A 24,814-nucleotide genomic window follows, 5' to 3' on the forward strand; every position below is an offset into this window, starting at 1 on the left:
TAAGGTTTTCAGCGTTTTTAGGGGTACATTTAATTTGTTTTGATTTCATATCAATCGGTAACAAATCGGTCAACAAAATCCAATCGTCAACAGTGTTGACCGAATACTCCCCTAAAGCACTGACACATAGTTGATTTGACTTTCATCTTAACATTTAAACCTAAGATGACAACTATGAAAACATCACACACCTTTTCAATCCTATTCTGGATTAACAAATCACGAGCTATTAATAATAAAGCGGAAATCTTTGTAAGAATAACCGTTAATGGAAAAAGAGCCAATATTGGTATTAAGAGAAAGATCAATATTGATCTATGGGACAACCTTAATAAAAAAGTCAAAGGAAAAACAAAAGAGTCTCAAGATATCAATCGGTACTTAGATCTTGTTCAAGCCAGATTATTGAATATTTACCAAGATTTAAAATATAAGGGCGACCTAATAACTCCCCAATTGGTCAAATCACTTTACAACGGAGAAAATATCAACTCCAAAACTCTATTGGATTTACTGAAATACCACAATAGAAAAATCGAAAACACCTTAGCTCCTGGTACTATTAGAAATTTTGGAATCACTGAGAATTACATTAACCGGTTTCTGAAAAACAATCTAAAAACAACTGATATTTATCTACGTCAGCTTAATTACAAGTTCATTTCAGATCTTGAAATGTTTTTGGTTAATTATTATCCGAAGGGTCATCCAAGGGCAATGAGCCATAACACCGTTATGAAGCATCTGCAAAGGCTTAGAAAAATCATAAATCTCGCTTATCAATTGGAATGGATTGAAAGAGATCCATTTTTACGTTGGAAACCTAAATTTGAGCAAAAACAAAGAGAATTCTTAAGCGCGAACGAACTAAGCAATTTAGAAACCTACAAGTTTTTAATTGATCGATTAGATTGGGTTAGGGACCTTTTCGTCTTCAGCCGTTATACTGGTATCAGTTATTCTGACATTATGGAATTGACAAATAACAATCTAATAGTTGGCCCCGATGATAATATTTGGATCGCAACAAAAAGACTCAAGACCAAAACTTCTGTTCGAGTACCCTTGTTGGTACCTGCTAAGAGAATATTGGATAAATATAAAAATCATCCTGTCACTATTTGCTCTAAAACACTACTACCAAAAATCACCAATGAAAAAACCAATTTATATTTAAAGGAGATTGCAGATGCAGTAGGTATAAATAAGAATTTAACCTTTCATATGGCTCGCCACACATTCGCGACAACAGTTACTTTATCAAATGGAGTACCAATAGAAACTGTTTCAAAAATGCTGGGCCATACCAAATTGGCCACAACTCAAATTTATGCTCGTGTGTTAGATAAAAAGCTATCTGAAGATATGATAGCCTTGCAAAAAAAGCTTGAACTCAAGAATTAACTTCTTCGTATTTAATTGATCCATACAAAGAAGGCGGGTAAATAAATTCCTAGATTAGAACTTACATTGGAAAAAATTCTTCGACCCCTTTTTTGCCATCAACTAAATCCAATATCGTTGTGCTTTCAAGTACATTAATGAACTTAGACTTATTCCCTCCTATAAGTTTATGTAGAACACAAGGATTGTCCATATCACAATTGCGGATACCCATAACGCATGAATTCAGTCTATTCTCTCCATCTATAACCTTTACAATTTCCAATAACGTGTGCTTTCTATCTTCATCACTCAAATAAAATCCTCCTTTTGGTCCTCTAGTTGAAGAGATAATACCATGCCTTGAGAGTTCTTGTAATAGCTTGGCCAAGTAAGCCTCTGGCACATGAATGGTATCATAAATATCTCTCACCAAGACCTTATGGTCAGCATTGGAGTTCAATGCTAAATAAAGTACCCCTTTGATGGCATATTTGGAAGAATTGGAAAGCATGACATAAAATGTATAACAAAGATTAAAAGATATTTTTATCCTTTTTATGACATATATCATGTTATAGGTTACATAGCCTATATACTTTTGGTTCGAAATTCTAAAGTTTAATCCTATGAAAACAATACTAAAAGGAACAATACTGCTCATTTCCCTTATCATGTTAAGCTGTGGAGGAAAAGACAAAGAAAAAAGAGAGGATGGTTTTAGTGTACAACGAAAAAAAGCTGAAACCGAACGGCCCGTTGCAACCAATGCTGCCAATGAAGTAAAAGCATCTGAACGTATTGATTTGACCACAAAAGGAATCGGTCCAATAAAATCCATTGAAATTCCTGCCGAAATTGATCAAGCCATGGCGGCAAAGGGTAAAGAGGTTTATGAACAAATGTGTTTGGCCTGTCACAGGGTTGGTAAAAAATTTATTGGACCTGCCCCAAACGGTGTACTTGACAGAAGAACTCCTGAGTGGGTAATGAACATGATTCTAAATCCTCAGGAAATGGTGCAACAAGACCCTTTGGCCAAAGACTTGCTTCAGGAATTCAATGGATCACCCATGTCCAACCAAGGACTTACCGAAGAACAGGCCCGGGCTATTGTTGAATACTTTAGAACCTTAAAATAAACCCTATGAAATCAACCATTAAACTTAGTATAATAAGGCTGTTTTCACTACTGACAATATTTAGTAGCTGTAAAAATGGGCCTCAAAACGAAACGAAGGACTTAGGTCAAAAGGAATCCACTATTACCTCAGAATACACCAAAGGCCAAGCCTTTATCGAAGATGATGGGTCCACACCCAACGTTTTACAGATAGCTTTGAAATCCGAAGACCACACTACACTGGTTGCCGCTGTACAAGCTGCACAATTGGAAAATGTTTTGGTCAACGCAGGACCTCTAATGGTTTTCGCACCAACAAATACGGCTTTTGATGCGCTTCCCGAGGAAACCCTGAACGACCTTTTAAAAGCAGAAAACAAAGATGCTTTGTCCAATATTCTCAAGTATCATGTAACTCCTGGTAACTACTCAAAGGACTTTTTGAAGAATTTTAAAAAATTGGGGCAGGCCAACAACCAAGATGTCTTTGTTGAAGTCAAGGATGATGATGTCTATGTCGGGGGTGCCAAAATTATCGGCAGCATATCGGCAGGAAATGGTATCGTCCACATCGTGGATAAAGTAATCCTACCCCCTAGCCAATAAACACAACAAAAAAAACAGATAAATCCTAACACAATGAAAATTAACAACCATTTACTAACGACCTTTGGGGCCTTCTTAATGCTGGTTTCCTGCGGTCAGCAGAATCAAAGCTCAAACGGGGCCCTGTCTTCCAGTGCCGCCGAAAAAGTATATGTCGCTCCAGGGGAACAAGATGAGTTTTACGCTTTTTTGTCCGGGGGATACAGTGGAAACCTAACCGTATATGGATTGCCATCAGGTAGAATGTTCAAAGAGATTCCTGTATTCTCCCAATTCCCAACTTCGGGTTATGGTTATTCAGAAGAAACCAAACCTATGCTCAATACATCCCATGGATTTGTGCCCTGGGACGATGCCCACCACCCAGACATATCCCAAACCAATGGGGAGTTGGATGGTCGTTGGATATTCATCAACGGAAACAATACACCAAGAATTGCACGTATTAATTTAAGCACTTTTGAAACTGAAGAAATTATAGAGGTACCCAACAGTGCAGGTAACCACAGTTCTTCCTTTATTACGGAAAACACGGAATATGTCGTTGCCGGCACACGTTTCTCTGTTCCAATTCCCCAAAGGGACATGCCCATAAATGAATACAAGAGCAACTTTAAGGGATCCTTGTCCTTCATTAGCGTGGATCCAGAGCATGGTCACATGGATTTAAAATTCCAATTGTTGATGCCTGGATTCAACTATGATTTATCACATCCCGGTAGAGGTAAATCCCATGGCTGGTTCTTTTTTACTACCTACAATACAGAGGAGGCCTACACGCTCCAAGAAGTCAATGCTTCGCAAAACGACAAGGACTTTATTGCCGCTGTCAATTGGAAGAAAATTGAAGAATATGTTAACAATGGAGGTGGCACAAAAATGCCTGCCAATTATGCACACAATGTGTATGATGAAGGCACACATACGGCTACAACCACTATGAATAAGGAAGTATTAACAGTAGATCCATTAAAAGTTCCAGGAGCTGTATACTTTTTACCTACACCAAAATCACCTCATGGATGTGATGTAGACCCTACTGGTCAATACATCATTGGAAATGGTAAACTTTCCGCCGACTTGACCGTACACTCTTTTGATAAAATGATCGCTGCCATTGAGGGTGAAAAATTTGATGGAGAAGCCTATGGAATTCCAATCCTTAAGTTTGAGGATGTATTGGCCGGACAAGTAAAAAGTGGTGGACTCGGCCCATTGCATACCGAATTTGATGGAAATGGTAATGCATATACCACCTTTTTCATCTCATCTGAAGTGGTAAAATGGAAGTTGGGTACATGGGAGGTCATCGACAGAAAACCAACCTATTACTCCGTAGGGCACTTAATGATTCCCGGAGGCAACTCCAGAAAACCATTTGGCAAATATGTAGTGGCCATGAACAAGATTACCAAGGACCGATATTTGCCCACTGGTCCTGAAATGGAACACTCTGCTCAGATTTATGATATCTCAGGAGATAAAATGGAACTGATATATGATTTCCCTACGCATGGTGAACCTCATTATGCAGCTGGAATACCCGCTGATATTTTGGCTCCTAAGTCTCAGAAAATATACAGATTGGATGAAAACGAACATCCTTATGCCGTAAAAACTCCAACAGATGCCAAAGTAGTTAGGGACGGGAACGAGGTTCATATTTATATGTCCACTATCAGGAGTCACTTTACCCCAGACAACATTGAGGGAATCAAAGTTGGTGACAAGGTATTCTTTCACATTACCAATCACGAACAGGATTTCGATGTGCCGCACGGTTTTGCCATAATTGGTCAGAACACTTCAGAGCTTCTTATTATGCCCGGACAAACCAAAACCTCTGTTTGGGAGCCTAAGCAAGTTGGGGTATGGCCATTCTATTGTACCGATTTTTGTTCTGCTTTGCACCAAGAAATGCAAGGATATGTAAGGGTTTCCCCCGCCAATTCAAATATAGAATTGAAATGGTCACTTGGTGAGTAGTTCGGATTGATTCACCAATGAACAAAGCGGGCTGTGTCTAAGACCTGCCTGCTTTTTTTTACAAATTGAAATACAACCATCGACCAAAAAACCGCACTCAATTTGTAACCTCTAAATAGAAAAAAATGAAAAAGGCTAGTTTACTTATGATCATTGGCCCGCTCTTCTTGTTGGGATTATATGTTTTCCCACTTTGGAATATTATGTTGGGCGCACCGCAATATCCAGATCCCTTGGGTTTACATATTCATATAAGTGGGCTACAGGGTGCCAATGAATTTGATATTCAAAATATTGATGGCTTGAACCATTATATTGGAATGCAAACATTGCCCAAACCTGAGGACATGTGGGAGTTCGGCACCTTTCCCCTAATTATAGGAATCATGGTGGCCATAGGCGTATCAATAGGTATTTTGGGATACTTTGACAAAGTAAGTTATAAATGGTTTATCGGTTGGTTTGCATTGATGTCCATAATGGGTGTTTTGGGCATGTACGATTTCAACGAATGGTTGGTGGATTATGGTACCAACTTAGATCCCAACGCCATAATGAAATTGACCAACCTCGATGGAACTCCTATGACATATAAACCACCATTATTAGGACATGTAAAAATGTTGAATTTTGATGTGACTTCCTTGCCTTCCATTGGAGCCTGGTTAATGTTCTTAGGCATGATGCTTACCCTGACAGCGGGCATTTTGGGTTGGAAAAACGCTATAAAACAATAATCCCTTTATTATGAAACCATCTATTATCCTTTTTCTTGTAATCCTAGCGGGTAACATAGGTTGCTCCGTTAGTCCAAAACCCATTGATTACGGTCATGTGGGTTGCCATTACTGCAGTATGACGATTGTTGACAAGCAACATGCCGCACAATTGGTTACCAAGAAAGGTAAGGTCTTTAATTTTGATGCCATTGAATGTATGATGAACCAATTAGAGGATGAAGACAAATCTACCATGGCAATGTTCATGGTCAACGATTTTGACCAGCCCGGCACTCTTATTGATGGTACCAAGGCCACCTATTTGATCAGTGAAAACATTCCAAGCCCTATGGGAGCTTTCCTTAGTGCCTTCTCCGAAGAGCAAGCTGCCCAACATGTTTTGAATGAAAATGGCGGGAAGGTTTACACATGGTCGGAAATTAAAAAAAGGTTTAAATTTTAACACGAGTACAATGATAGATTTGGAGCCCTTAAAATGCGAACATCTCTTGATTGACAATTATGTCGGTCGCTTGGCCTATATCGCCGAAAACGAACCGTATGTGGTTCCATCGACCTACTATTTTCTTAAGGAGGAAAGGAGTATTCTATGTTTTGCCTCCAATGGACATCGGATCAATTCCCTAAGAAAACACGACAAAGTCACATTTCAAGTCGATAGAATCGAGTCTTTTCGTCATTGGGAGTCGGTACAAGTACATGGAAGATTCGAAGAGCTTACGGGAGATTCTGCCAAGCAATATCTAAAACAATTTGCAGAAGGCGTGCAGCGAACCATAGACCATAAAAATGCGGAGCGTCCTCATTTTTTAAGTCATTTTTCCGGAAGGTTGCAAGAAGTGGAAATGCCTGTGGTATATCGTATTGCAGTGACCCTAATCACAGGAAAGTCAGTTCATGATTTAAACGCAAATTAGGGAAGTAAAGACCCTTTGAATTTCAAACACTTATGTTTCTATTCCATCCAAATAGCAAATACATTTTATGGTTCCTCTTGTTCTTAATGGGGGTACCTATGCGGGCAAGTATATGGAAGGTCTGCAATACCTGTGAAAACAGTTCTATTAAAGAAACAATTGCACGAGCCCATGCGTACGATACCCTTTTGGTTCAAAAGGGCAGGTATCGAGAATTTGAAATATTGGTGGATAAACCCTTAGTTATAAGAGGAATTGGTTATCCTATCGTGGATGGTGAAAAAAAAGGGGAGATTTTTAGGGTTACATCGGACCATGTCACTTTAGATGGACTTTTCATCGTCAATGTAGGGGTAAGTTATACCAAGGACAATGCGGCGATACGCGTGATACAGAGCAAAAATTTTCAGATTAAGAACATGGTGTTGGAGCAATTGTTCTTTGGCATCTATTTGGAGAAATCCTCCCATGGCAAAGTGTACCACAATAGAATTATTGGAGAGGCCGTGGACGAATATAATTCGGGTAATGGAATACAACTTTGGTATTCTTCGGACATAGAAGTATTAAAAAACCATGTACAGGGCACTCGTGACGGTATCTATTTGGAGTTTTCAGACCGGGTTACCATTAGTGAGAATGTAAGTATGGACAACCTCCGATATGGCCTCCATTTTATGTTTTCGAACAACGATATTTACACGAACAACACTTTTGAAAACAATGGCGCGGGGGTGGCCGTAATGTTCTCCAAGTTCATTACCATGAAGAATAATACTTTTCGGAAGAATTGGGGTACAGCTGCCTATGGGATGCTTCTAAAGGAAATCAACGATGCAGAGATCAAAGGAAACATTTTTGAGGAGAACACCATCGGTATCAACATAGAAGGATCCAACCGAATCAAGTACACCGACAACGATTTTATTGGTAATGGTTGGGCCATACGTGTCATCGGGGCTTGCTATACCAATAGCTTCAAAGGCAATAATTTCTTGTACAATTCCTTTGATATCTCCTACAACAGTAAACTCAACGATAATGTCTTTGAGGGTAATTTTTGGAGTAGTTATACGGGCTATGATCTGGATAAGGACGGCATCGGGGATGTCCCATATCGTCCAGTAAAACTATTTTCTTATGTTGTCAACCGTACCCCGGAGACCATTGTGCTATTGCGGAGTCTGTTCATGGATATTATTGATTTTTCCGAAAGGGTGTCCCCAGTTTTTACGCCCGATAATTTAAAAGATGCCCAACCTTTAATGAAAGTACGATCATGACCATTGAAATAAACAATCTTCATAAGCAGTTTGGTAAAAACCAAGTTTTGAAAGGGGTCGACCTCACCATTGAAAAGGGTAACATTTATGCCGTCCTTGGCCCGAACGGTTCTGGTAAAACCACTTTGATCAAGAGTATTTTAGGCATGGTAATTCCCGATAAAGGCAAAATATCAGTACTGAACGAATCCATCAAAAAAAACTGGAAGTATCGCAAAAAAATCGATTACCTACCCCAAATTGCCAATTTTCCGCCCAATATTAAGGTCAAGGAATTGATTGGCATGATCAAAGATCTGAGAAATAGCTCAAGTGAAGAAGAAGAACTCATCGACCTCTTTGGCCTAGAACCGTTTTTGAACAAAAAACTATCCACTCTATCTGGTGGTACCAAACAAAAAGTGAACATTGTATTGACCTTTATGTTTGATAGTCCATTGATTATTTTGGATGAACCTACCACAGGTTTGGATCCCAAGGCATTGATTAGTTTAAAGGAATTGATCCAAAAAGAAAAAACCAATGGAAAAACCGTTTTGATCACTTCGCACATAATGCAGTTTGTGGAAGAAGTGGCGGATGAGATCGTATACCTACTGGAAGGAGAAATTTATTTTAAAGGAAGCATTGAAAAACTATTGGAACAGACCGAACAAGCCAATTTTGAACACGCCATTGCGGCCATAACAACAGGTAGCCATGCTTAAAATATTGAAGTACAGTTTTTATGATCTTATACGAAGCCGTTGGAGCTATGTTTACTTTTTGTTCTACCTCGCCCTGGGTTTTGTATTGTTGTTCTTGAACAACGATGTATCCAAGGCTGTGATTACCCTAATGAACGTAATCATTGTACTGATTCCCTTAATCGGAACCATATTCGGAGTAATGTACTATTACAATTCCCGGGAATTTACTGAACTCTTGTTGGCACAGCCCATAAAGCGTAGTTCCATTTTTATGGGACAGTATTTTGGCGTGGCCGGTTCACTGACCCTAAGCTTGGTTTTGGGGTTGGGGATTCCATTTGTATTGTACGGGCTTATGCAGAGCAATGCCATTTTTGATTTTTCCCTATTACTGGTCACCGGGGCATTTTTGACCTTTATTTTTGTGGGATTGTCCTTTGTAATCGCCATATCTAACGAAAACAAGATAAAAGGCTTTGGCTATGCTGTTTTACTCTGGCTCTTTTTGGCCGTTATCTACGATGGGCTTTTCTTGATGTCGCTCATTGTTTTTGAAGAATATCCTTTGGACAAATTCTCCTTGGTGGCCACTATACTCAACCCAATTGATCTTTCCAGAATATTGATATTGCTAAAATTGGATATTTCTGCACTATTGGGTTACACAGGAGCCATTTTCAAAAAGTTCTTTGGTACCAATCTAGGTTTTCTAATTTCATTGGCCATTCTTTTATTGTGGACCATACTGCCTATATTAGGGTTACGTTACAAGGCTGGCAAAAAAGATTTTTAATCTTGATTAAGACATTTTTTTAAATTATTTAAAGTGAAGGATAAATCATATCGATCGCAACTTCAAATTGCCATGGTATATTTTCTCGTGGCAGCCATTCTTGGTTTATTGCTGCGCTTCTACCCTATTCTTGGCTTCAATTTCAATTATAAGTTTGTTGTCCATGGGCATTCGCACATAGCCCTATTGGGTTGGGTATATGTTGCTTTGACCACTTTGTTACATTTTTGCTTTTTGGAAAAAAAGAAATCCAACCGAACCTACAAACGTATTTTTTGGTGCACCCAAGCCACATTGGTCGGTATGCTGTTTAGCTTCCCATTTCAAGGGTATGCCCTATTTTCCATTGTTTTTTCTACGCTGTTCTTGATTGTATCTTATGTATACGTTCATCATTTTTGGAAAAACATCGACCCAAAATACAATCATAGCAAGGGGCTGAAATGTGTAAAAGCCGCTCTAATCTATATGGTGATTTCCAGTTTGGGGCCTTGGGCCTTGGGAGCTATTATGAACAGCATAGGGCCTAACTCCATCTGGTATCGACTGGCCATTTATTTTTACCTGCATTTTCAGTACAATGGGTGGATGATCCTTGCCCTGCTAGGGTTATTCCTTTTTGTTTGGGAACAATATGGGTTGAAAATTTCCAAAAAAACCTTCGTCCGCCTTTTCTTGAGCCTCAACGTGGGCATTACCTTCACCTTTTTCTTATCAACTTTATGGACAAATCCATCTATTTGGTATTACACTCTTGCTGGCATCGGAGCAATTGCACAACTATATGCATTTGCTTGTTTATGGCGAATAATAAAGCATCGACTCTCTGAATTATCCATGTCAAAAATGCAATCCTCGCTATTGATGTCGGTGATCATATTGGTGTCAATAAAAATAGTTCTACAGCTATTGACCGTACTCCCCTATTTCTCCAATATGGCGGCCACCATTCTTGATTTGACCATTGGTTATTTGCACTTGACCTTTTTGGGAGTTATTAGCATAGGCCTATTCTTTCTTATGGATTATTTAAAGTTGTTTCGAATTTCCCAAAAATCATATCTGTGGTATATGTTAGGATTTATCTTAACAGAAATTCTAATATTCTACAAGGGTTTGGCTGCTTGGCAGCATTGGAGCCTAATTAAAGGGCAAACAATAGCATTGGCTGTTTTCAGTCTTTTAATTATCGTGGGGCTATCCTTTATGCTGGTTCAAAATTGGAGGAAATCTTGGCCATTACATAATGATTCCGCATGAAATTGAGGTGAGAATTTATCTTAGATTGGTAGGTTTCTCCCCAATAAAAATAATAAAAGACAATTTTATCCTATTTCAATAAAAAGATTATCTTTGTATTAAGATTAGGTACTAATGATGTTTTCTAAAGCTTGCGAATATGGTATACGTGCTGCTGTTTATATTGCGCTGCAATCCTTGGATGGAAGACGTGTAAGTGTTACCGAAATCGCTGAGGAAATTGATTCCCCCATTGCCTTTACGGCCAAAATCCTGCAGCAACTAACCAGGAACAATATTGTGAATTCGGTAAAAGGACCCACTGGCGGTTTTGAAATTGATAGAGAGGAAATGGACAATGTAAAATTGAACATGATCGTCAAGGCAATCGATGGGGATAAAATCTATAAGGGCTGCGGGCTTGGACTAAAAGAATGTGATGCACAAAAACCCTGTCCTTTACACGACAAATTCGTAGACATTAGAACTGACCTAAGCCGTATGCTTAAAAGTACCAGTCTTTTTGAGCTCGCTACTGGACTAGAGATTGGAATGACCTTTTTAAAACGTTAAAAAAAATTTATATTAATAAAGGACAATTTTATCCTTTTTTAATGGATCAATATTAAAAATCGAAATATTATGAATCATATCATCGAGAAAACAATCGGACAAATGGTAGCACAAGACTATCGTACTGCCCAAGTCTTTAAAAATCATAAAATTGATTTTTGTTGTAAAGGCAATCGCACGCTTCAGGAAGTTGCCGATAAAAAGGGTCTGGATTTGGAAACCCTGACCCAAGAACTTGATTCGGTGCAAAATCAAGACCAGTGTGACCAACCCAATTTCAAATCGTGGCCATTAGATCTATTAATTGATTATATCGAAAAGAAGCACCATCGATATGTAGAGCAACAAATTCCGATTCTAAAACAGTACCTGAACAAACTTTGCAGGGTTCATGGAGAGCGGCATCCTGAATTACTTGATATTTTGGAACATTTTAATGCTTCTGCGGGAGAATTGTCAATGCACATGAAAAAGGAAGAATTGGTCCTATTCCCTTGGATTCGTAAAATGTCAAGTGAAACTTTAAACGATTCAACGGTTGAGCCTCCCCATTTTGGAACCGTAAAGAATCCTATAAAAATGATGTTGGACGAACATGACAATGAAGGAGAGCGATTTAGAAAAATCGCCCAATTGAGCAATGACTACACACCACCCTCCGATGCCTGCAATACCTATAGAGTAACCTTTTCGCTACTTCAGGAATTTGAAGATGACCTCCATCGACATATTCATTTGGAAAACAATATCCTTTTCCCGAAGTCGGAAATATTGGAAACCAAAGTGTTAACCAACTGATTTTAATAAAGCAGGATGACCATTGGGTTATTTAATGCCCTTTAAAAAGTAAATAGAAAGCTATATAAACTAGAATCATGGAAAATTCAACAACAATTTCAATGAGACATTCGAGGTCTGAACATAAAGCAAAAGGATGGAATAAGATATACAAGCTGGCATTCCGTGAATTTAAAAATAAGCAACTTGGTTATTCTACCATTGCCATTATCGCACAAAGTTGCCTTGGTTCTGCAGCAGCCATGTTTTTGTTGATGGGAGCCCTAGATATGATCTTGAAAATGGCACTTCTCTTTTTCATCACCATTATTTGCATGGCCTTTAACGGAGCAGTATTGGCTCAATTAAAACCGTTGTATACATTCAATCTTTTGATATTAAGTGTTATTTTCAGTTCGTTGGTCATTATTGCCCACATTATATAATAGCAAAAACTTAAAAAAATTGTGCAAAAAAAAGAAATCTTAAGCCTGGAAGAGATAAAACAGTTGGTCGACCAATTCTATGAAAAGGTTAGAAAGGATCCATTATTGGCCGATATATTCAATAGGGTCATAAAAGCTAATTGGCCTGCTCATTTGGAAAAGATGTATCGTTTTTGGCAAACGGTACTTTTGAAAGAACACACCTATCAAGGTAGTCCTTTTGCTCCCCATGCAAAGCTTCCTGTGAATGCCAAACACTTTGATAGATGGAAACATTTGTTCTTTGAAACTGTTGACGAAAACTTCTCAGGAAACAAAGCGGAAGAAGCTAAGTTCAGAGCCACAAAAATGGCAGAAATGTTCCAATTAAAAATTGATTTTATACAGCAAAGAGAATGAAACTTGAAATTCAACCATAAGCGAACGTAACGAAGTGGAGTGCTGCAAGCCCCAAATCTTACAAAAACTAATACTACTGAGCGAGGCAAATTTTGACCAACACGTGTTCTTATTGGTCATTTTTTTGTGAAAAATACCTTGATTTTACTGGGATGAATCCCCTTTTTTAGTGAAAAAACCAATTACCGCTATAGTCAATACAATGATATATCAAGAATTGAAGACACTTTGGTTCAAAGGGCCAAAATTCAATTTTTAAGCTAAAAATGAACTAAACATGAAGAACTGATATTTTGCCAAACCCCTTATTATATAGGCCTTTCCGAAGGAAAATAAATCAATAGCGCTGCGCCAGCACGCTATCCTCTTGCTACTCATTTTTTCTTTGCAGGGCAAAGAAAACCTGAATAGCTATAGTTAAGGAGTTGTTCGAATAATGTCTGAAGATATAGTAAATAGGTCATTGCACCCTATTCCAATTTTACTTCACGCTTATCTTCCCGAACACTATAAAATTGAAACAGGAACCAGGTGCAAAAGTTGCGGGTAAGGATTTGGAACTCAAAAATTGATAGTTCTTGTTTAAAGTGATTTAAAACATTTGAAATTGTTATCTTTAAATCGAAAGTTGAATCATCGAGAATTACAGCTAAATTAAAAGACAGTAATTCGGTCAACAGTTATTGTAAGGTCTAAAAATCCTTTAAATATGGGGCATGCGGTAACAGGTTTGAATCCTGCCGCGGTCACTAAACGGGATTTTTCACAAATCGAGTGGAAATTCCCGTTTTTTATTACCTTCAAATTACCTGAAAACGAACTGATTACGCCAAAAATTTCATTGACCCGAAAAGTTTGAACTGCTTTGTTTTTGAAGTCATACTCAATCCCGTCGGGGAACACCATATATTGTATGGCCCTTTTTGTTTCCAAATCCCCTAACTTCCATAAATACGGTAAGTTACAAGCGTAATCGAGTGCCATTATTACTGATTTTTTGAGGTTTGAACTATTTATCCCGCCATTCTCCAATTTCATCTCCAATTCCCTTTGTTTAGCTTTTAGTTCAGGCATAAAAAGATCATATTGGGACTTTGTGATTTCGTTCAGCAAAACGAATCTTCTTTCCAATGTATTTATCTGCTCTCCGATTTGAGCAAGTTCTTTGGTCAATCGTTTTTGGTCGTTAAGTGCTTCTTGATTGTTGGCCAACAAGGTATCGTGTATGATATCGGTCAAAGGTTCGATATACTTTTTATCGGCTATGGTATACCTGTTCAAAACATTGATAAACTCTTCATGGAGCTTTTTTGCACTTCTGCTTTCCCTGCTTCCCTTACGTCTGTTCTTGTAATAATATAGCCCCTTTTTCTTCACAATAAACCCAGTATAAGGTGTCCCACAAACCGAAGATCTGACAAACTGTTTTAATGGCAGATTTTCATCGTCGTACGAATATTTCTTGGGTGTATCTCCCTCGTGAAGTAAATTATGGATCTTTAAAAAGATTTCTTTCGATATCAGGGCCTCGTGTTTTCCCTGAATCACTTCTCCAGGAATTAGGCTATTGACAATAAGTCCACAATAGAATGGATTTCTAAAAAGATCGGTCAATTTTTTTGCATGTATGTCCAGGCCCTTTTCTTTGAGCCGTTTTGCAATCTCGACATGGGACATATTGGCATTGGCCTTCCATAAAAAAGCTTGCTTCAACAATTTTCCTTCTTCGGTAATTACGAAATTCGGGACCTTTCCTTTCCCAGGATTTGTATTGGTATATCCAAATGGGTAGGCTCCCGTCCAATGCCCCCTTCGCAGCTTCTCCCGCATTCCCGTAATGGATTTGTCCCTACGGACCTGATTGTCAAAGTGGGAGAACATATGGTATAGGTTTTCTTGAAAGGTCCCAGCACTCGTGGTTACATCGATTTCCTGGGTGGCCGAAATAACGGCCACTCCCTGCTTTTTTAACTGCTCGCTGATATAGGCACCGTTCGCGCCCGTACGTGAAAACCTATCGTAGGAATAGACAATGATATAGCCAATGTTCTTTCTCCTTTTGACATATTTCAACATCCTTTGAAATTCCCTACGTTCATCGCTCTTTGCAGATTCATAGGTTCCCCCGAAATATTCCAGAACTTCCAATTCCTTTCGAAGTGCATACTCCTGGCAATATTTAAGTTGTGTGCTGAGACTGGCATTTTTGTCAAATTGCTCTTTACTGGAAACACGGGTGTAGATAACGGCCGTATTATTTTTCCCTATAATCCTTCCCTTTTCCCTTTTGGCAAATTGACTGAATACCTCTAAGTTCATATGTTCCCTTTTTGGACATGGCGGCAAACTATGTTGGCGAGTTCCCTGAGTTGCTCCAAGATTTTTTCCGCTTCTTTCTCCGAATAATCCTCAAACCCTTTAAATGTCTTGAGCCATGTGCTGTTGAATGTTCTGTTTTTCTGCCTTTGTTCAATGATTGTGTTGGACATTTCCATTAAATAGCGGTAGCTCCTTTATCTTGTATGGTCACTACCGTATTTGTATAAGCAGGCTTTAATTTACCTTTTTAAACTATTTAAATCCAGTATCGGATGACAATTTTATCCATTGAATATTAATGGTTGGTTAACTTCTTTTTGTTTTTGCCAGAGGGGAGACTTTTTTTCTGAATATCCTGTTTACACAAACAATCTTACCATTGCTTTGTTTGATTTCCAGGTTCTGAAAATCATGTTGTTTCAACATATCGATGATACGCTCCCCTGTGTCCAATCGTTCCAGACCTTCAATGGCATCGACCTCCCCGTTCTTGATGATCACTTTGATGGACAGGAACCTTTTACTGCGTATCATCTCCAATACCTGGATCTCGGAGGGGGTCATTCCTGAAGGTTTTTGCTTATTGTTATTTTCCATAAGTTCAAGTTCTAGAGGCCCAGCCCTTTCCTTTTCTTCTTTCTTTTGGACTTCTTCTTATTAATATCATCTTTGAGTTCCAGTTTGAAAGGATTCCACTCCGCTTCATCCAATAGAGGCTCGACTACTCCATTTCCCTTAATTTCTCCCACATAACTTTTTGATTGTTGAGCAGAATTTTCAGTGCCTTTTGCAGTCCTATTATTTCTTGGTTCAACCTTGACTGTTCCATTATGGTTTCCTTCGCCAATTTTATCAGTTCCTCGTTCCTTTCCATTAGTTGAGAGTATAACTGAACGGTCTCTTGTTTGCTCATAATCGATTTGTTTTACGATACTGTTCCATGAAAAATTTTTACCAAGGGTACTGCCTTTATATACTATGCCTTGATAGTTGAACGATATGCCCGAGACCCTTCCTGTGGTTTTGCTAATGTTGAATCTTGGCGATATACTTAGCTCTTGCAGTAATTTGACAAATTCAGTTGTATCCGTTGCCCTTGAGATTGCCAAACCAATCCGCTCCTGTAAGATAAGTTTGATAGGTAAACCGCCTGTTCTCAGGGTTTTCTCTATTTCCTTATGGTCAAGTGATTTTTTTGCACAGGCTTTTATTGAAATTTGGGTCAGTCCATAATTCCTTTCCAGATCATTGAGCACTTTCCGGCTTCTTCTTTTAATGTTACTATCATTTGTTATCCTGCCCGAATACCTTACCCTGTTGGCCACTATATGGATATGTTCGTGTTCCGTGTCGGTATGGCGGTACATGATGAACTGGTTGTTATCGAAACCCATTTTCATCAGATAGTCGCATCCCAATGAAGCAAATTCTTTATCGTCCAATTGGTCAGAGTACGGCAGGTTCAAGGAAACATGGAATACCGCATTCCCAAGTCCCGGACGCAATTGCCTGATCAAATTGAATTCCTGTGTCATGTTTACCGCTGTGGAATTCTCTATATTGGAATCGATGACATATCCTACTCCTTCGTTTACCTTTTTTTCATTGTAGACCAGAACACCATAGAAATCTTTCCCTATTGTTATCTTACCTATCATTGTTCGAGATATTTGATTTGAGCTGTTTCAATAGCATTTTCACCTCCTCCAATTGTATATGAATGCTGAAAGGGTCACGGATACCTGAGTTCGAGGTCCTGGCGAGTTGGTTCAGGTTGTTTCCCATCCTGCTCAGCTCGACAAAAAGTTTGCGGTCCAACGGATCTACCTTTTTCTTTGGCAGGGATTTTCCTGTACATTTTCTTCGGATATATTCGGCTGTGGACAATCCAATTGTCTTCGCATTGTTGGTAATGATCAAGTATTCGCTTTGTGTAACTCTAAAGGCGATGACAATCGTTCTTTGTTTTGATATGTCCATTTTAGGTCTTGCCATTTTCCATGAATTTGGTATTGTTCAAAAGGTCACTTGTAAACGAAGTGCGCAGTTTTTGTTTACAAAAACACAACTTGCTTCGTGACCTCCGATTAACTATATGGCAAACCTAAAGTCTATGGGTTGCTTGCAAGGGCTTTGCCGTACATGGTATTTTGTACGGTAAAATAGAAGGGCTTATATATTAGAAACCGTACATCTTTGGATTAGCATGTTTCATGAACTCACATAATAGGCTGTTAAAAAGAGGCTTAGCCTTTTGAAAGAAGACGCTATGAAATTGAAATTAGGATTGTTGTTTTTATGAATTACCAAGTTTGTAGGTTTTGACAAGTAAGAAGAGTGGGGACTTGTATTTTTTACATATTTTTAATATTCTGTTTTCAGAAACAAGTAATCATGATTGAATTATTTTTTTATGGGAAAACCTTTTGGAGATGAATTAAGTTTACTTAAGAAAACGGTCGATTGGACCAACAAACTAGATTTAAATCATCTCAAAATCTATCTGGAAAAACTTCCGTCCCCAATTTATATTGTAGGCTCGGGCGGATCATTGAGCGCATGCCATTATGCCGTTTCCCTTTTCAATGACCATGGGAAATTTGCAAGAGCGGTTACCCCCTTGGAATTGTTCTTTTCCGAAAAGACCATCCGAAATTCCTCCATTCTCTTTATCACGGCCAGCGGTAAAAATTATGACATTAAGTTCTCCTTTAAAAGGGCCCTTGAATATGAACCAAAAGCTATCGGGGCAATAACTATGAAGGAGAACAATCCCTTGTCCTTACTCACCCAAAAACACGGTATTGCCGAAACATTTGATTTTACTATTCCTTCCGGTAAAGATGGATTTCTCGCGACTAACTCCTTGATTGCATTTTTTTCCATCCTGAACAAAACCTTAGGGATTCCAGGCTATAAGGTTCAGAACACCTCGAAAGATTTGAATGTTAGAATTTCTAAATTCTTGAATGAAATTTCCAATGATTGTACTCTAGTGATATTGCATGGGAGCTGGAACAAAGCGGTTGCTGTAGACATCGAATCCAAGTGTACCGAGGCTGGTTTGACCACAACCTTGATTGCAGACTACAGGAATTTCGGTCATGGGAGACACCATTGGTTTGATAAAAATCCCAATTCAGCGATTATCGCCCTTGCCAACAGAACAGAAACAGGTCTTTGTCATAAAACATTGAAAACTCTTCCCAATAGTATCCCTAAGCTAATTTTGGAATCAGCATCTGAGAATCCTGATAGTGCCCTGGACATTTTGATTCAATCCTTTGAACTCATAAAATATTTGGGACAAAAAGTGGGCATTGATCCAGGCAGACCCGGGGTGCCCGGGTATGGGAGAAAATTATACCATTTGCCTTATTCAAATCTTATAAAACCTTCAAAAAAAACCACCCTTACCAAACGGGCTGAGCTCTCCATAAAAAGAAAACTGAACATGGATGACCTTCAATCCATCGATAAAAAAGAGTTGGAAGTTTGGAGAAAGTCCTATTCAAAGTTCATGGGCAATCTTTTGCGGACCTCCTTCGGAATGGTACTTTTTGACTATGATGGTACCATTTGCTCTTCCAAGGAAAGATTTACAGGCCCATCGAACGAAATGACAGAAAAACTTCTTTCAATCTTAGAAAAAGGCTTTATGTTCGGGGTCGTTACCGGTAGGGGCAAATCGGTCAGAAATGACTTGCAGAAAATCATCCCCAAAAAATATTGGGAACAGGTATTGGTAGGGTATTACAACGGTTCCGAATTTGGCACTCTTTCCGATGATTCCTTACCGGATAAAGGCCAAGAACTTCATCCATCCCTCCAACCGATCATCCCCCTATTATCAGAAATTGAAACCCTGTATGGCATCAAGGTTACCAAACGACCCAATCAATTGACTATAGAAATAGAGGGTAACAAAAGATGGGGCTTTATCCGAAATCTAGTCATCCAGACCATAAAGACCAGTGGCCTGAACGAAATACAGATTCTTGAATCCAGTCATTCCATGGATATTATCCCAAATTCGATATCCAAAGTAGATATGGTTCCCTCGGCCAAAGAAAAGTTGAAGGAAAGAAACCTACCGCAACAAATTTTGTACATTGGCGATAAGGGCCAATGGTCCGGAAATGATTTCATGCTATTGGATAATGAGTTTGGGTTAAGTGTGGATGAAGTATCCTCAAAATTGGATGCCTGTTGGAACATTGCCTCACTTTCCAACAGGAACTCTTCAGCAACCATGGAATATCTTGATTGCTTAATCTTTTCAGAAAATGGAATACGTTTTAAAATATCTAAATGAGAAGAGCGCTTGCGGAAACATTACTGGCTGAAATAATGGAGTGGTCCACTGAAGAGGTAGGTAATGAAAGACCCCTGCTACAGGCGCTCTCCAATTTCAAATACAATGAGTATCAACAATTCTCGATTGGGACCTTATTTATGGAAAGCTTGGTCAAATGGCTCAATAATTTTGATGGTAGTAAGGAGCGGAAAATTGCTTATGAGTTTATCAAAAATCAATTGATTTTCTTTTCCAACAACCAGATTCTTCATTTGGTGAATACCACCTTTAATACAGTAATACAACCTATTCTCATTGAGAAAACTTCTACCATACTTAATACTGGAAAATATCAGATTTCTTCAATTATCAATAGTCCTACCTACCAAAGCGTTTCTAGAAGGGCATTATATATTGGACTTAGTGATGGTGCCCGCATCGACCAACTTCGTCGAAGCAGCCATTTGAACAATGAGCAGGTTATTCCAACATACGAGGTGGGCAGGGCCAAAGTAGATGATATGCTAAAGGAATTGTCCGATTCTGGAGAAACTAAAAAATTTGATACAATATTTTTGGTGGATGACTTCACGGCAAGTGGGACCAGTTATTTCCGGACTGAAGGCAGTGCTTTAAAAGGAAAAATATTCAAAACAATTGACAGATTTTTTGATACAAAGGAACCCCTTTTCCAACTTGTGGATGCGAGTAAACAAATTAGTATTCATTTGGTCTTTTATATTGCCACCGAAGAAGCCATTGACAAAATATCAAATATTGAATCTTTGATTTCAAAACAGGAAAAGTACAAAAACTTAAACTTTACAATCCATGCTCTTCAAAAGATAAATTCTTCTCTTAAGGAAGATATCCTTCAAAATCAAAAAGCTTTTATTGAATTATCCGAAAAATACGTAAATGATTCAATTGTCGACGACCACTGGAAAAAAGCAAAACATGGAAAACACTATTTAGGATATAATGAATGTGCTTTACCTATAGTACTGGCCCACAATACGCCAAATAATTCACTTCCTTTGATTTGGTGGAGTTCAAAGGACAATGATTTTGTTGGTTTATTCCCAAGAATTACAAGACACAGTTAAGATGAGCGATGCCTACCGTAATCCATTCAAACTAAGAAATTCCGAGAAAATTGACAAGGAAATAGGTTTCCTTCGCCTTTTCAGTCCGCTGGCATTGGAAGCTTTGGTACAAAAGCATAAATTAGGTGTCCTCTGGGGAAATGTACTTTTGATCCACAGTTCTCCCGGAGGAGGTAAAACATCTTTGTTGCGTGCATTTGAACCAGGTTCCCTCACTACTTTATGGAACAGCAAGTCCGCTTCCGATTATCGAGATCTTTTCAATACCCTAAAAGGGATTGACGTAATCAACAAATCCGAAGTAAAACTTTTGGGAGTTTCCCTACCCTGCACCAGAAATTATCAAGTTCTTGAGGAACTTAATATTTCCGAAGCACAGAAAAAACGCCTTTTTTTCTCCCTGCTTAATTCCAGAGTCATTCTTTCAACTTTGCGAGCTGCATGTAGATTGAAAAACCGTAAATTCCCCGAAGGCCTTGAAGATATCGAGTTAAGATATGATAATAGTGATAATTTCTTTAAATCCCTAGAGGTTCCTTGCAATGGAAAACAATTGTTTGCATGGGCATCAAATATCGAAAGGAACATCTACAAAACCATCGACAGTTTCATTCCGGAGGTCGATGTTGTGGTTGAGGGCCATGACGAGCTGATTTCACTGTTGGTACTTACTCCCCAAAACCTATATTACCAAGGAAAGTCTTTGTGTTCAAGAATACTATTTATGTTCGATGATGCCCATAAGTTATCTGACCCACAAAGATCACTCTTTAAGCAATATATTCTTGAGAAAAGGAGCGGAGCCAATGTTTGGATTTCGGAGCGACTTGAAGCTCTCTCTCCCGATGAGCAACTCAAATCGTTCGAAGGAAGGGATTTTGAAGAGTTGAACTTGGAGAATTTTTGGAATAAGAATCCTAGCAAGCTGAAGAAAGTCCTTCGAAACATTTCCGATAAACGGGCTGCACTGTCCTCTGAGGAGGTCACTTCCTTTCAGGAGTATTTAAGTGAAAATCTCTCAGAAACTAATGCGAACGATAATTTAGCACAGGCAGCACTTCAAATCTCTGACAAAATCCAAGAAATATCAAAAGCCACCAATAGGTTTGATGATTGGATTGGTGCTATAGATGAGCTTGAAAATGAAACTCTTTTAAACAGGGCCATAAGGTTGAAAGAGATTGAAATATTGATTCACCGGAATTTGGGCAAAAACCAATTGAGCTTTGATTTTCCAATGCCTGTCGAGGAGTTAGATAAAAAAACCGGCAGTGAGGTCAATAAGGCCGCGAAACTTTTTCTTTCAAATAGTCATGATATTCCTTATTATTTTGGTTTTGAGGATTTGGTCAGGTTGTCGTCATTCAATATTGAACAGTTCCTATCCTTCAGTTCCGAAATGTTCGAGGCCATGATTTCCAATAAAATCAAGGGGAATGAAATTATCTTATCCGACAGGAAACAACATGATATCATCCTAAAGGTTGCCAATCATAATTGGAAAAAATTGAGGATTGAGATTCCCTTTGGACAAAATATACGCCGGTTTTTGACAGGTTTGGGAGAATATTCCCGGGCACAGACATTCAAACCAAATGCTCCTTATGCCCCAGGGGTCAATGGCTTTGCAATAAAAAGTAATGGCGAGAACAAACTGTATACTGAAGAACAGTGGATCAATAATTCGATTTACCAACCTTTGGTCAATGTTGTCTCCACTTGCGTGGCCTATAATCTTTTGGAAAGGCACTCCGTCCTTCAAGGACAAAAGGGCCAAAGTCATACGGTTTATTATATGAACCGTTGGTTGTGTGTTTATTTTGGGTTGCCCTTATCCTATGGAGGGTGGAGGCACCAAACTCCAGACCAACTAATAAAATGGATTAAAAAATGAACCAATTAAGATGGAGCCCCAATATATTGATCAAGGATAATGCCGTTGATTCTTTTTGGAAGGAACACTTTGCTGAAGAAGGGCGTAAGCTATTATTTGTACTTGGCAAGGGTTTTGATGTTCGAATGAACTTTGCACTATCCAGATTGCTGAATGCCCGGCCAGACATCAATTTGGAATGCATCCTGATTGAATTCGACGAAGGAAAAACCTCTTCCTCCTTGGATTACAATCCTTTGGTGACAGAAAATATGGAAGAGTTTGAAAAGATCATGGAAAGTAGACCTATTCAGGTCAAAAAAATAAAAATGAAGAATAAGTCTGGTAAAAGGGGACGCATTGTTGGGGATAGGAATGCTGCCGATTTGATAAAGAGCCATTCTGAAATAGAGAGTTTTACGGATATAATCGTGGACATCAGCTCCTTGCCCCGGGGGATTTACTTCTCCTTAACAGGTAAGATTCTAAAACTTATTGACCAGAACCAGCAAAACCAACAAAACCTATTTTTGACCGTAGCTGAAAATGTCAAAATCGATTCTCAAATTCAGGAAACCGATCTCGAAGAAGACCTCACCTATCTGTATGGTTTTGGAGGGCAAATCGAACTTGAAGCTGAAAAGGAACAACCCTTGATTTGGTTCCCCATTTTGGGAGAGGATAAAAGTGCTCATATCAAAAAAGGTGCGGACAAGATCATGGAGGATAAGACCCGATTGCATGAAATCTGTCCCGTGTTGCCCTTTCCTTCCAAGGATCCACGCCGTTCCGATGCTCTTTTAATTGAGTACCATAATTTATTATTTGATTCTTTGGATATCGAACCCCAGAACATAATGTACACGACCGAACGAGACCCTTTTCAAACCTATATTCAATTGAGCGATGCCGTAGCCAATTATCGAGAATCCCTGAAAGTGCTGAACGGTTGCAAATTTGCCCTGTCCACTTTTTCAAGTAAATTGATTTCCATCGGGACTTTGTTGGTTGCCTATGAAAATCCGGAATTTGTTGGGATTTTGAATATAAATTCCGGGGGATATCAAATTCTGGATGAATCCGAAATAAAAAACTTGAAGCAAGAAAGCGAACTTTTTGTAACTTGGCTCACTGGAAGTCCATACCATCAACAATCACCAAAAAACTCTAATTAGACGCTTTGAACAGTATCATAGGAACAGGTTTTCTCGCATTGGATATTATTGTCAACGGTAGTACCGAAACCCCACCAAAACTCCAAGCTGGCGGGTCGTTCGGGAACGTCCTTACCATTCTTTCGTACCTAGATTTCCAAACTTATCCAATATCTAGGTTGGCAGATAACAAATTCACGGATCTACTTCTTGAGGACATAACCCACTGGAACGTCAATACCCGCTTGATTTTTAAGGATGAAAAGGCCAGCACTCCGGTAATTATACATCGCATTCTCAAAAACTCCCATGGAGAACCCATACACCGATTCGAATTTAGAAATCCAACCACTGGTAAACGACTTCCCAGCTATCGCCCTTTCCGATCGGATAAAGTGAGTGTCATTGAAAATTTGATCCCAAAGTCCGATGTTTATTATTTTGACAGAGCCAATAGAGGTTCCATTGAATTGGCCAAAATAGCAAAAGACCGAGGAGCCTTTGTGTTCTTTGAACCTTCAGGTTATGGCGATCCTAAGCACTTTAGGGAAAGTGTCGAAATTGCCGATATTATAAAATTTTCCAATCAACGGTTATCCAACTACCGCAAACTCTATCCCAACTCCAATGCTCTTTTGGAAATAGAGACCAAAGGATCTCAAGGCCTTAGTTTCAGGTTGAACTCAGATGCTTGGGTCGATTTGGAACCAAAGACCATCCATGATATTGTTGATACCGCAGGTGCGGGAGATTGGTGTTCTGCCGGTATCATCAAAATAATTTCATCCAATGGCCCATTGCAAAATCAAACCCAAGGGCAAATTGAAGATGCCCTCCAAATGGGACAATCCTTCGGTGCCGTAAACTGTTTGTTTGATGGAGCAAGGGGGGCCATGTACCAATTGGATTCCGAGGAATTTTTAGCTCTGGCCCAACAAATTCTGGACAATGATATCAATATTGGAGATAATATTGGAAAAAAGACCATATCAAGCACTTATACCCATAGCGACCTTAAAGAATTATTTGAATTGGAACTTTAAATTTAGCCATATACCTTTTCACTCCTATTTATTTTGATTCAATAAGGACTCAATTCCTCAACCCTATA

26 protein-coding genes are annotated in these 24,814 nt (G+C 38.8%); 20 read left to right on the plus strand and 6 right to left on the minus strand.

Features of this window, described 5'->3' with window-relative positions; translation table 11 throughout:
* Nucleotides 1-174: 174 nt before the first annotated feature.
* Entirely contained in the window at nt 175-1,404 is a 1,230-nt protein-coding gene (locus J0656_RS07205) for a site-specific integrase (RefSeq protein WP_207032581.1), read from the plus strand.
* A gap of 61 nt (nt 1,405-1,465) precedes the next feature.
* Here J0656_RS07205 and J0656_RS07210 read toward each other — a convergent pair whose 3' ends face one another.
* Nucleotides 1,466-1,897: an RrF2 family transcriptional regulator gene (locus J0656_RS07210; RefSeq protein WP_207032583.1), complete on the minus strand. Its 432-nt coding sequence runs from the start codon at nt 1,895-1,897 to the stop codon at nt 1,466-1,468.
* Nucleotides 1,898-2,012: 115 nt separating this feature from the next.
* On the opposite strand from J0656_RS07210, the gene J0656_RS07215 reads away from it, so the two are divergent.
* The 14 genes from J0656_RS07215 (at nt 2,013) to J0656_RS07280 (ending at nt 12,954) form a co-directional block, all read left to right on the plus strand.
* Entirely contained in the window at nt 2,013-2,525 is a 513-nt protein-coding gene (locus J0656_RS07215) for a c-type cytochrome (protein WP_207032584.1), read from the plus strand.
* A gap of 5 nt (nt 2,526-2,530) precedes the next feature.
* A complete protein-coding gene (locus tag J0656_RS07220) occupies nt 2,531-3,112 on the plus strand; it encodes a fasciclin domain-containing protein (RefSeq protein WP_207032585.1) in 582 nt (193 codons plus the stop codon).
* 33 nt (nt 3,113-3,145) lie between these two features.
* Nucleotides 3,146-5,098 carry a Sec-dependent nitrous-oxide reductase gene (gene nosZ / locus J0656_RS07225; RefSeq protein ID WP_207032586.1) on the plus strand — a complete coding sequence of 651 codons (1,953 nt, stop codon included), beginning with the start codon at nt 3,146-3,148 and terminating at the stop codon, nt 5,096-5,098.
* 125 nt (nt 5,099-5,223) lie between these two features.
* A complete protein-coding gene (locus tag J0656_RS07230; RefSeq protein WP_090294116.1) occupies nt 5,224-5,835 on the plus strand; it encodes a hypothetical protein in 612 nt (203 codons plus the stop codon).
* A gap of 10 nt (nt 5,836-5,845) precedes the next feature.
* On the plus strand, nt 5,846-6,280 hold the full coding sequence (locus tag J0656_RS07235) for a nitrous oxide reductase accessory protein NosL (RefSeq protein ID WP_090294114.1): 435 nt from the start codon (nt 5,846-5,848) through the stop codon (nt 6,278-6,280).
* A gap of 10 nt (nt 6,281-6,290) precedes the next feature.
* Nucleotides 6,291-6,755: a pyridoxamine 5'-phosphate oxidase family protein gene (locus tag J0656_RS07240; RefSeq protein ID WP_175443739.1), complete on the plus strand. Its 465-nt coding sequence runs from the start codon at nt 6,291-6,293 to the stop codon at nt 6,753-6,755.
* A gap of 98 nt (nt 6,756-6,853) precedes the next feature.
* Nucleotides 6,854-8,038 (plus strand): nitrous oxide reductase family maturation protein NosD, encoded by a 1,185-nt coding sequence (locus tag J0656_RS07245; RefSeq protein WP_090294109.1) that lies wholly within the window; start codon nt 6,854-6,856, stop codon nt 8,036-8,038.
* The gene (locus J0656_RS07250; protein WP_207032587.1) at nt 8,035-8,745 is read left to right on the plus strand and encodes an ABC transporter ATP-binding protein; all 711 of its coding nucleotides are present in this window, start codon (nt 8,035-8,037) and stop codon (nt 8,743-8,745) included. The genes J0656_RS07245 and J0656_RS07250 overlap by 4 nt, the downstream gene beginning before the upstream one ends.
* A complete protein-coding gene (locus tag J0656_RS07255; RefSeq protein ID WP_119619099.1) occupies nt 8,738-9,520 on the plus strand; it encodes an ABC transporter permease in 783 nt (260 codons plus the stop codon). The genes J0656_RS07250 and J0656_RS07255 overlap by 8 nt, the downstream gene beginning before the upstream one ends.
* Before the next feature lie 33 nt (nt 9,521-9,553).
* Entirely contained in the window at nt 9,554-10,780 is a 1,227-nt protein-coding gene (locus J0656_RS07260) for a hypothetical protein (RefSeq protein WP_207032588.1), read from the plus strand.
* A 117-nt stretch (nt 10,781-10,897) separates the two neighbouring features.
* Nucleotides 10,898-11,332, plus strand: coding sequence for an RrF2 family transcriptional regulator (locus tag J0656_RS07265; protein WP_090294100.1), 435 nt, complete (start codon nt 10,898-10,900; stop codon nt 11,330-11,332).
* 69 nt (nt 11,333-11,401) lie between these two features.
* Nucleotides 11,402-12,130 (plus strand): iron-sulfur cluster repair di-iron protein, encoded by a 729-nt coding sequence (ric, locus tag J0656_RS07270; protein WP_207032589.1) that lies wholly within the window; start codon nt 11,402-11,404, stop codon nt 12,128-12,130.
* A gap of 77 nt (nt 12,131-12,207) precedes the next feature.
* On the plus strand, nt 12,208-12,555 hold the full coding sequence (locus J0656_RS07275; RefSeq protein ID WP_207032590.1) for a hypothetical protein: 348 nt from the start codon (nt 12,208-12,210) through the stop codon (nt 12,553-12,555).
* Between the two features lie 18 nt (nt 12,556-12,573).
* On the plus strand, nt 12,574-12,954 hold the full coding sequence (locus J0656_RS07280; RefSeq protein WP_207032822.1) for a group III truncated hemoglobin: 381 nt from the start codon (nt 12,574-12,576) through the stop codon (nt 12,952-12,954).
* Nucleotides 12,955-13,608: 654 nt separating this feature from the next.
* On the opposite strand, the gene J0656_RS07285 is transcribed toward J0656_RS07280, so the two are convergent.
* The 5 genes from J0656_RS07285 to J0656_RS07305 all read right to left on the minus strand — a co-directional run bounded on the left by J0656_RS07285 (nt 13,609) and on the right by J0656_RS07305 (nt 17,268).
* Nucleotides 13,609-15,273, minus strand: coding sequence for a recombinase family protein (locus J0656_RS07285; protein ID WP_207032592.1), 1,665 nt, complete (start codon nt 15,271-15,273; stop codon nt 13,609-13,611).
* Nucleotides 15,270-15,443 (minus strand): hypothetical protein, encoded by a 174-nt coding sequence (locus tag J0656_RS07290; protein WP_177190118.1) that lies wholly within the window; start codon nt 15,441-15,443, stop codon nt 15,270-15,272. Before J0656_RS07290 ends, J0656_RS07285 begins: the two co-directional genes overlap by 4 nt.
* Before the next feature lie 136 nt (nt 15,444-15,579).
* On the minus strand, nt 15,580-15,870 hold the full coding sequence (locus tag J0656_RS07295; protein ID WP_235855784.1) for a hypothetical protein: 291 nt from the start codon (nt 15,868-15,870) through the stop codon (nt 15,580-15,582).
* An 11-nt stretch (nt 15,871-15,881) separates the two neighbouring features.
* Nucleotides 15,882-16,931, minus strand: a complete 1,050-nt coding sequence (locus tag J0656_RS07300; RefSeq protein ID WP_072879478.1) for a relaxase/mobilization nuclease domain-containing protein — start codon at nt 16,929-16,931, stop codon at nt 15,882-15,884.
* Entirely contained in the window at nt 16,921-17,268 is a 348-nt protein-coding gene (locus J0656_RS07305; protein ID WP_072879476.1) for a plasmid mobilization protein, read from the minus strand. The genes J0656_RS07300 and J0656_RS07305 overlap by 11 nt, the downstream gene beginning before the upstream one ends.
* Before the next feature lie 418 nt (nt 17,269-17,686).
* Here J0656_RS07305 and J0656_RS07310 point away from each other — a divergent pair, with 418 nt between their 5' ends.
* From J0656_RS07310 to J0656_RS07330, 5 genes are read left to right on the plus strand one after another with little or no spacing between them, the layout of a single operon-like run.
* Nucleotides 17,687-19,588, plus strand: coding sequence for a hypothetical protein (locus tag J0656_RS07310; protein WP_207032594.1), 1,902 nt, complete (start codon nt 17,687-17,689; stop codon nt 19,586-19,588).
* Nucleotides 19,585-20,676, plus strand: a complete 1,092-nt coding sequence (locus J0656_RS07315) for a phosphoribosyltransferase-like protein (RefSeq protein WP_207032596.1) — start codon at nt 19,585-19,587, stop codon at nt 20,674-20,676. Before J0656_RS07310 ends, J0656_RS07315 begins: the two co-directional genes overlap by 4 nt.
* A gap of 1 nt (nt 20,677) precedes the next feature.
* Complete coding sequence (locus tag J0656_RS07320; RefSeq protein WP_143070695.1) at nt 20,678-22,570, plus strand: ORC-CDC6 family AAA ATPase; 1,893 nt, start codon at nt 20,678-20,680, stop codon at nt 22,568-22,570.
* Nucleotides 22,567-23,724 (plus strand): hypothetical protein, encoded by a 1,158-nt coding sequence (locus J0656_RS07325; RefSeq protein ID WP_207032597.1) that lies wholly within the window; start codon nt 22,567-22,569, stop codon nt 23,722-23,724. Before J0656_RS07320 ends, J0656_RS07325 begins: the two co-directional genes overlap by 4 nt.
* Before the next feature lie 5 nt (nt 23,725-23,729).
* Nucleotides 23,730-24,746 carry a PfkB family carbohydrate kinase gene (locus J0656_RS07330; protein WP_207032598.1) on the plus strand — a complete coding sequence of 339 codons (1,017 nt, stop codon included), beginning with the start codon at nt 23,730-23,732 and terminating at the stop codon, nt 24,744-24,746.
* Nucleotides 24,747-24,814: the final 68 nt, after the last annotated feature.

The organism is Flagellimonas aurea (assembly GCF_017313785.1).
Classification (GTDB): Bacteria; Bacteroidota; Bacteroidia; order Flavobacteriales; family Flavobacteriaceae; genus Flagellimonas; species Flagellimonas aurea.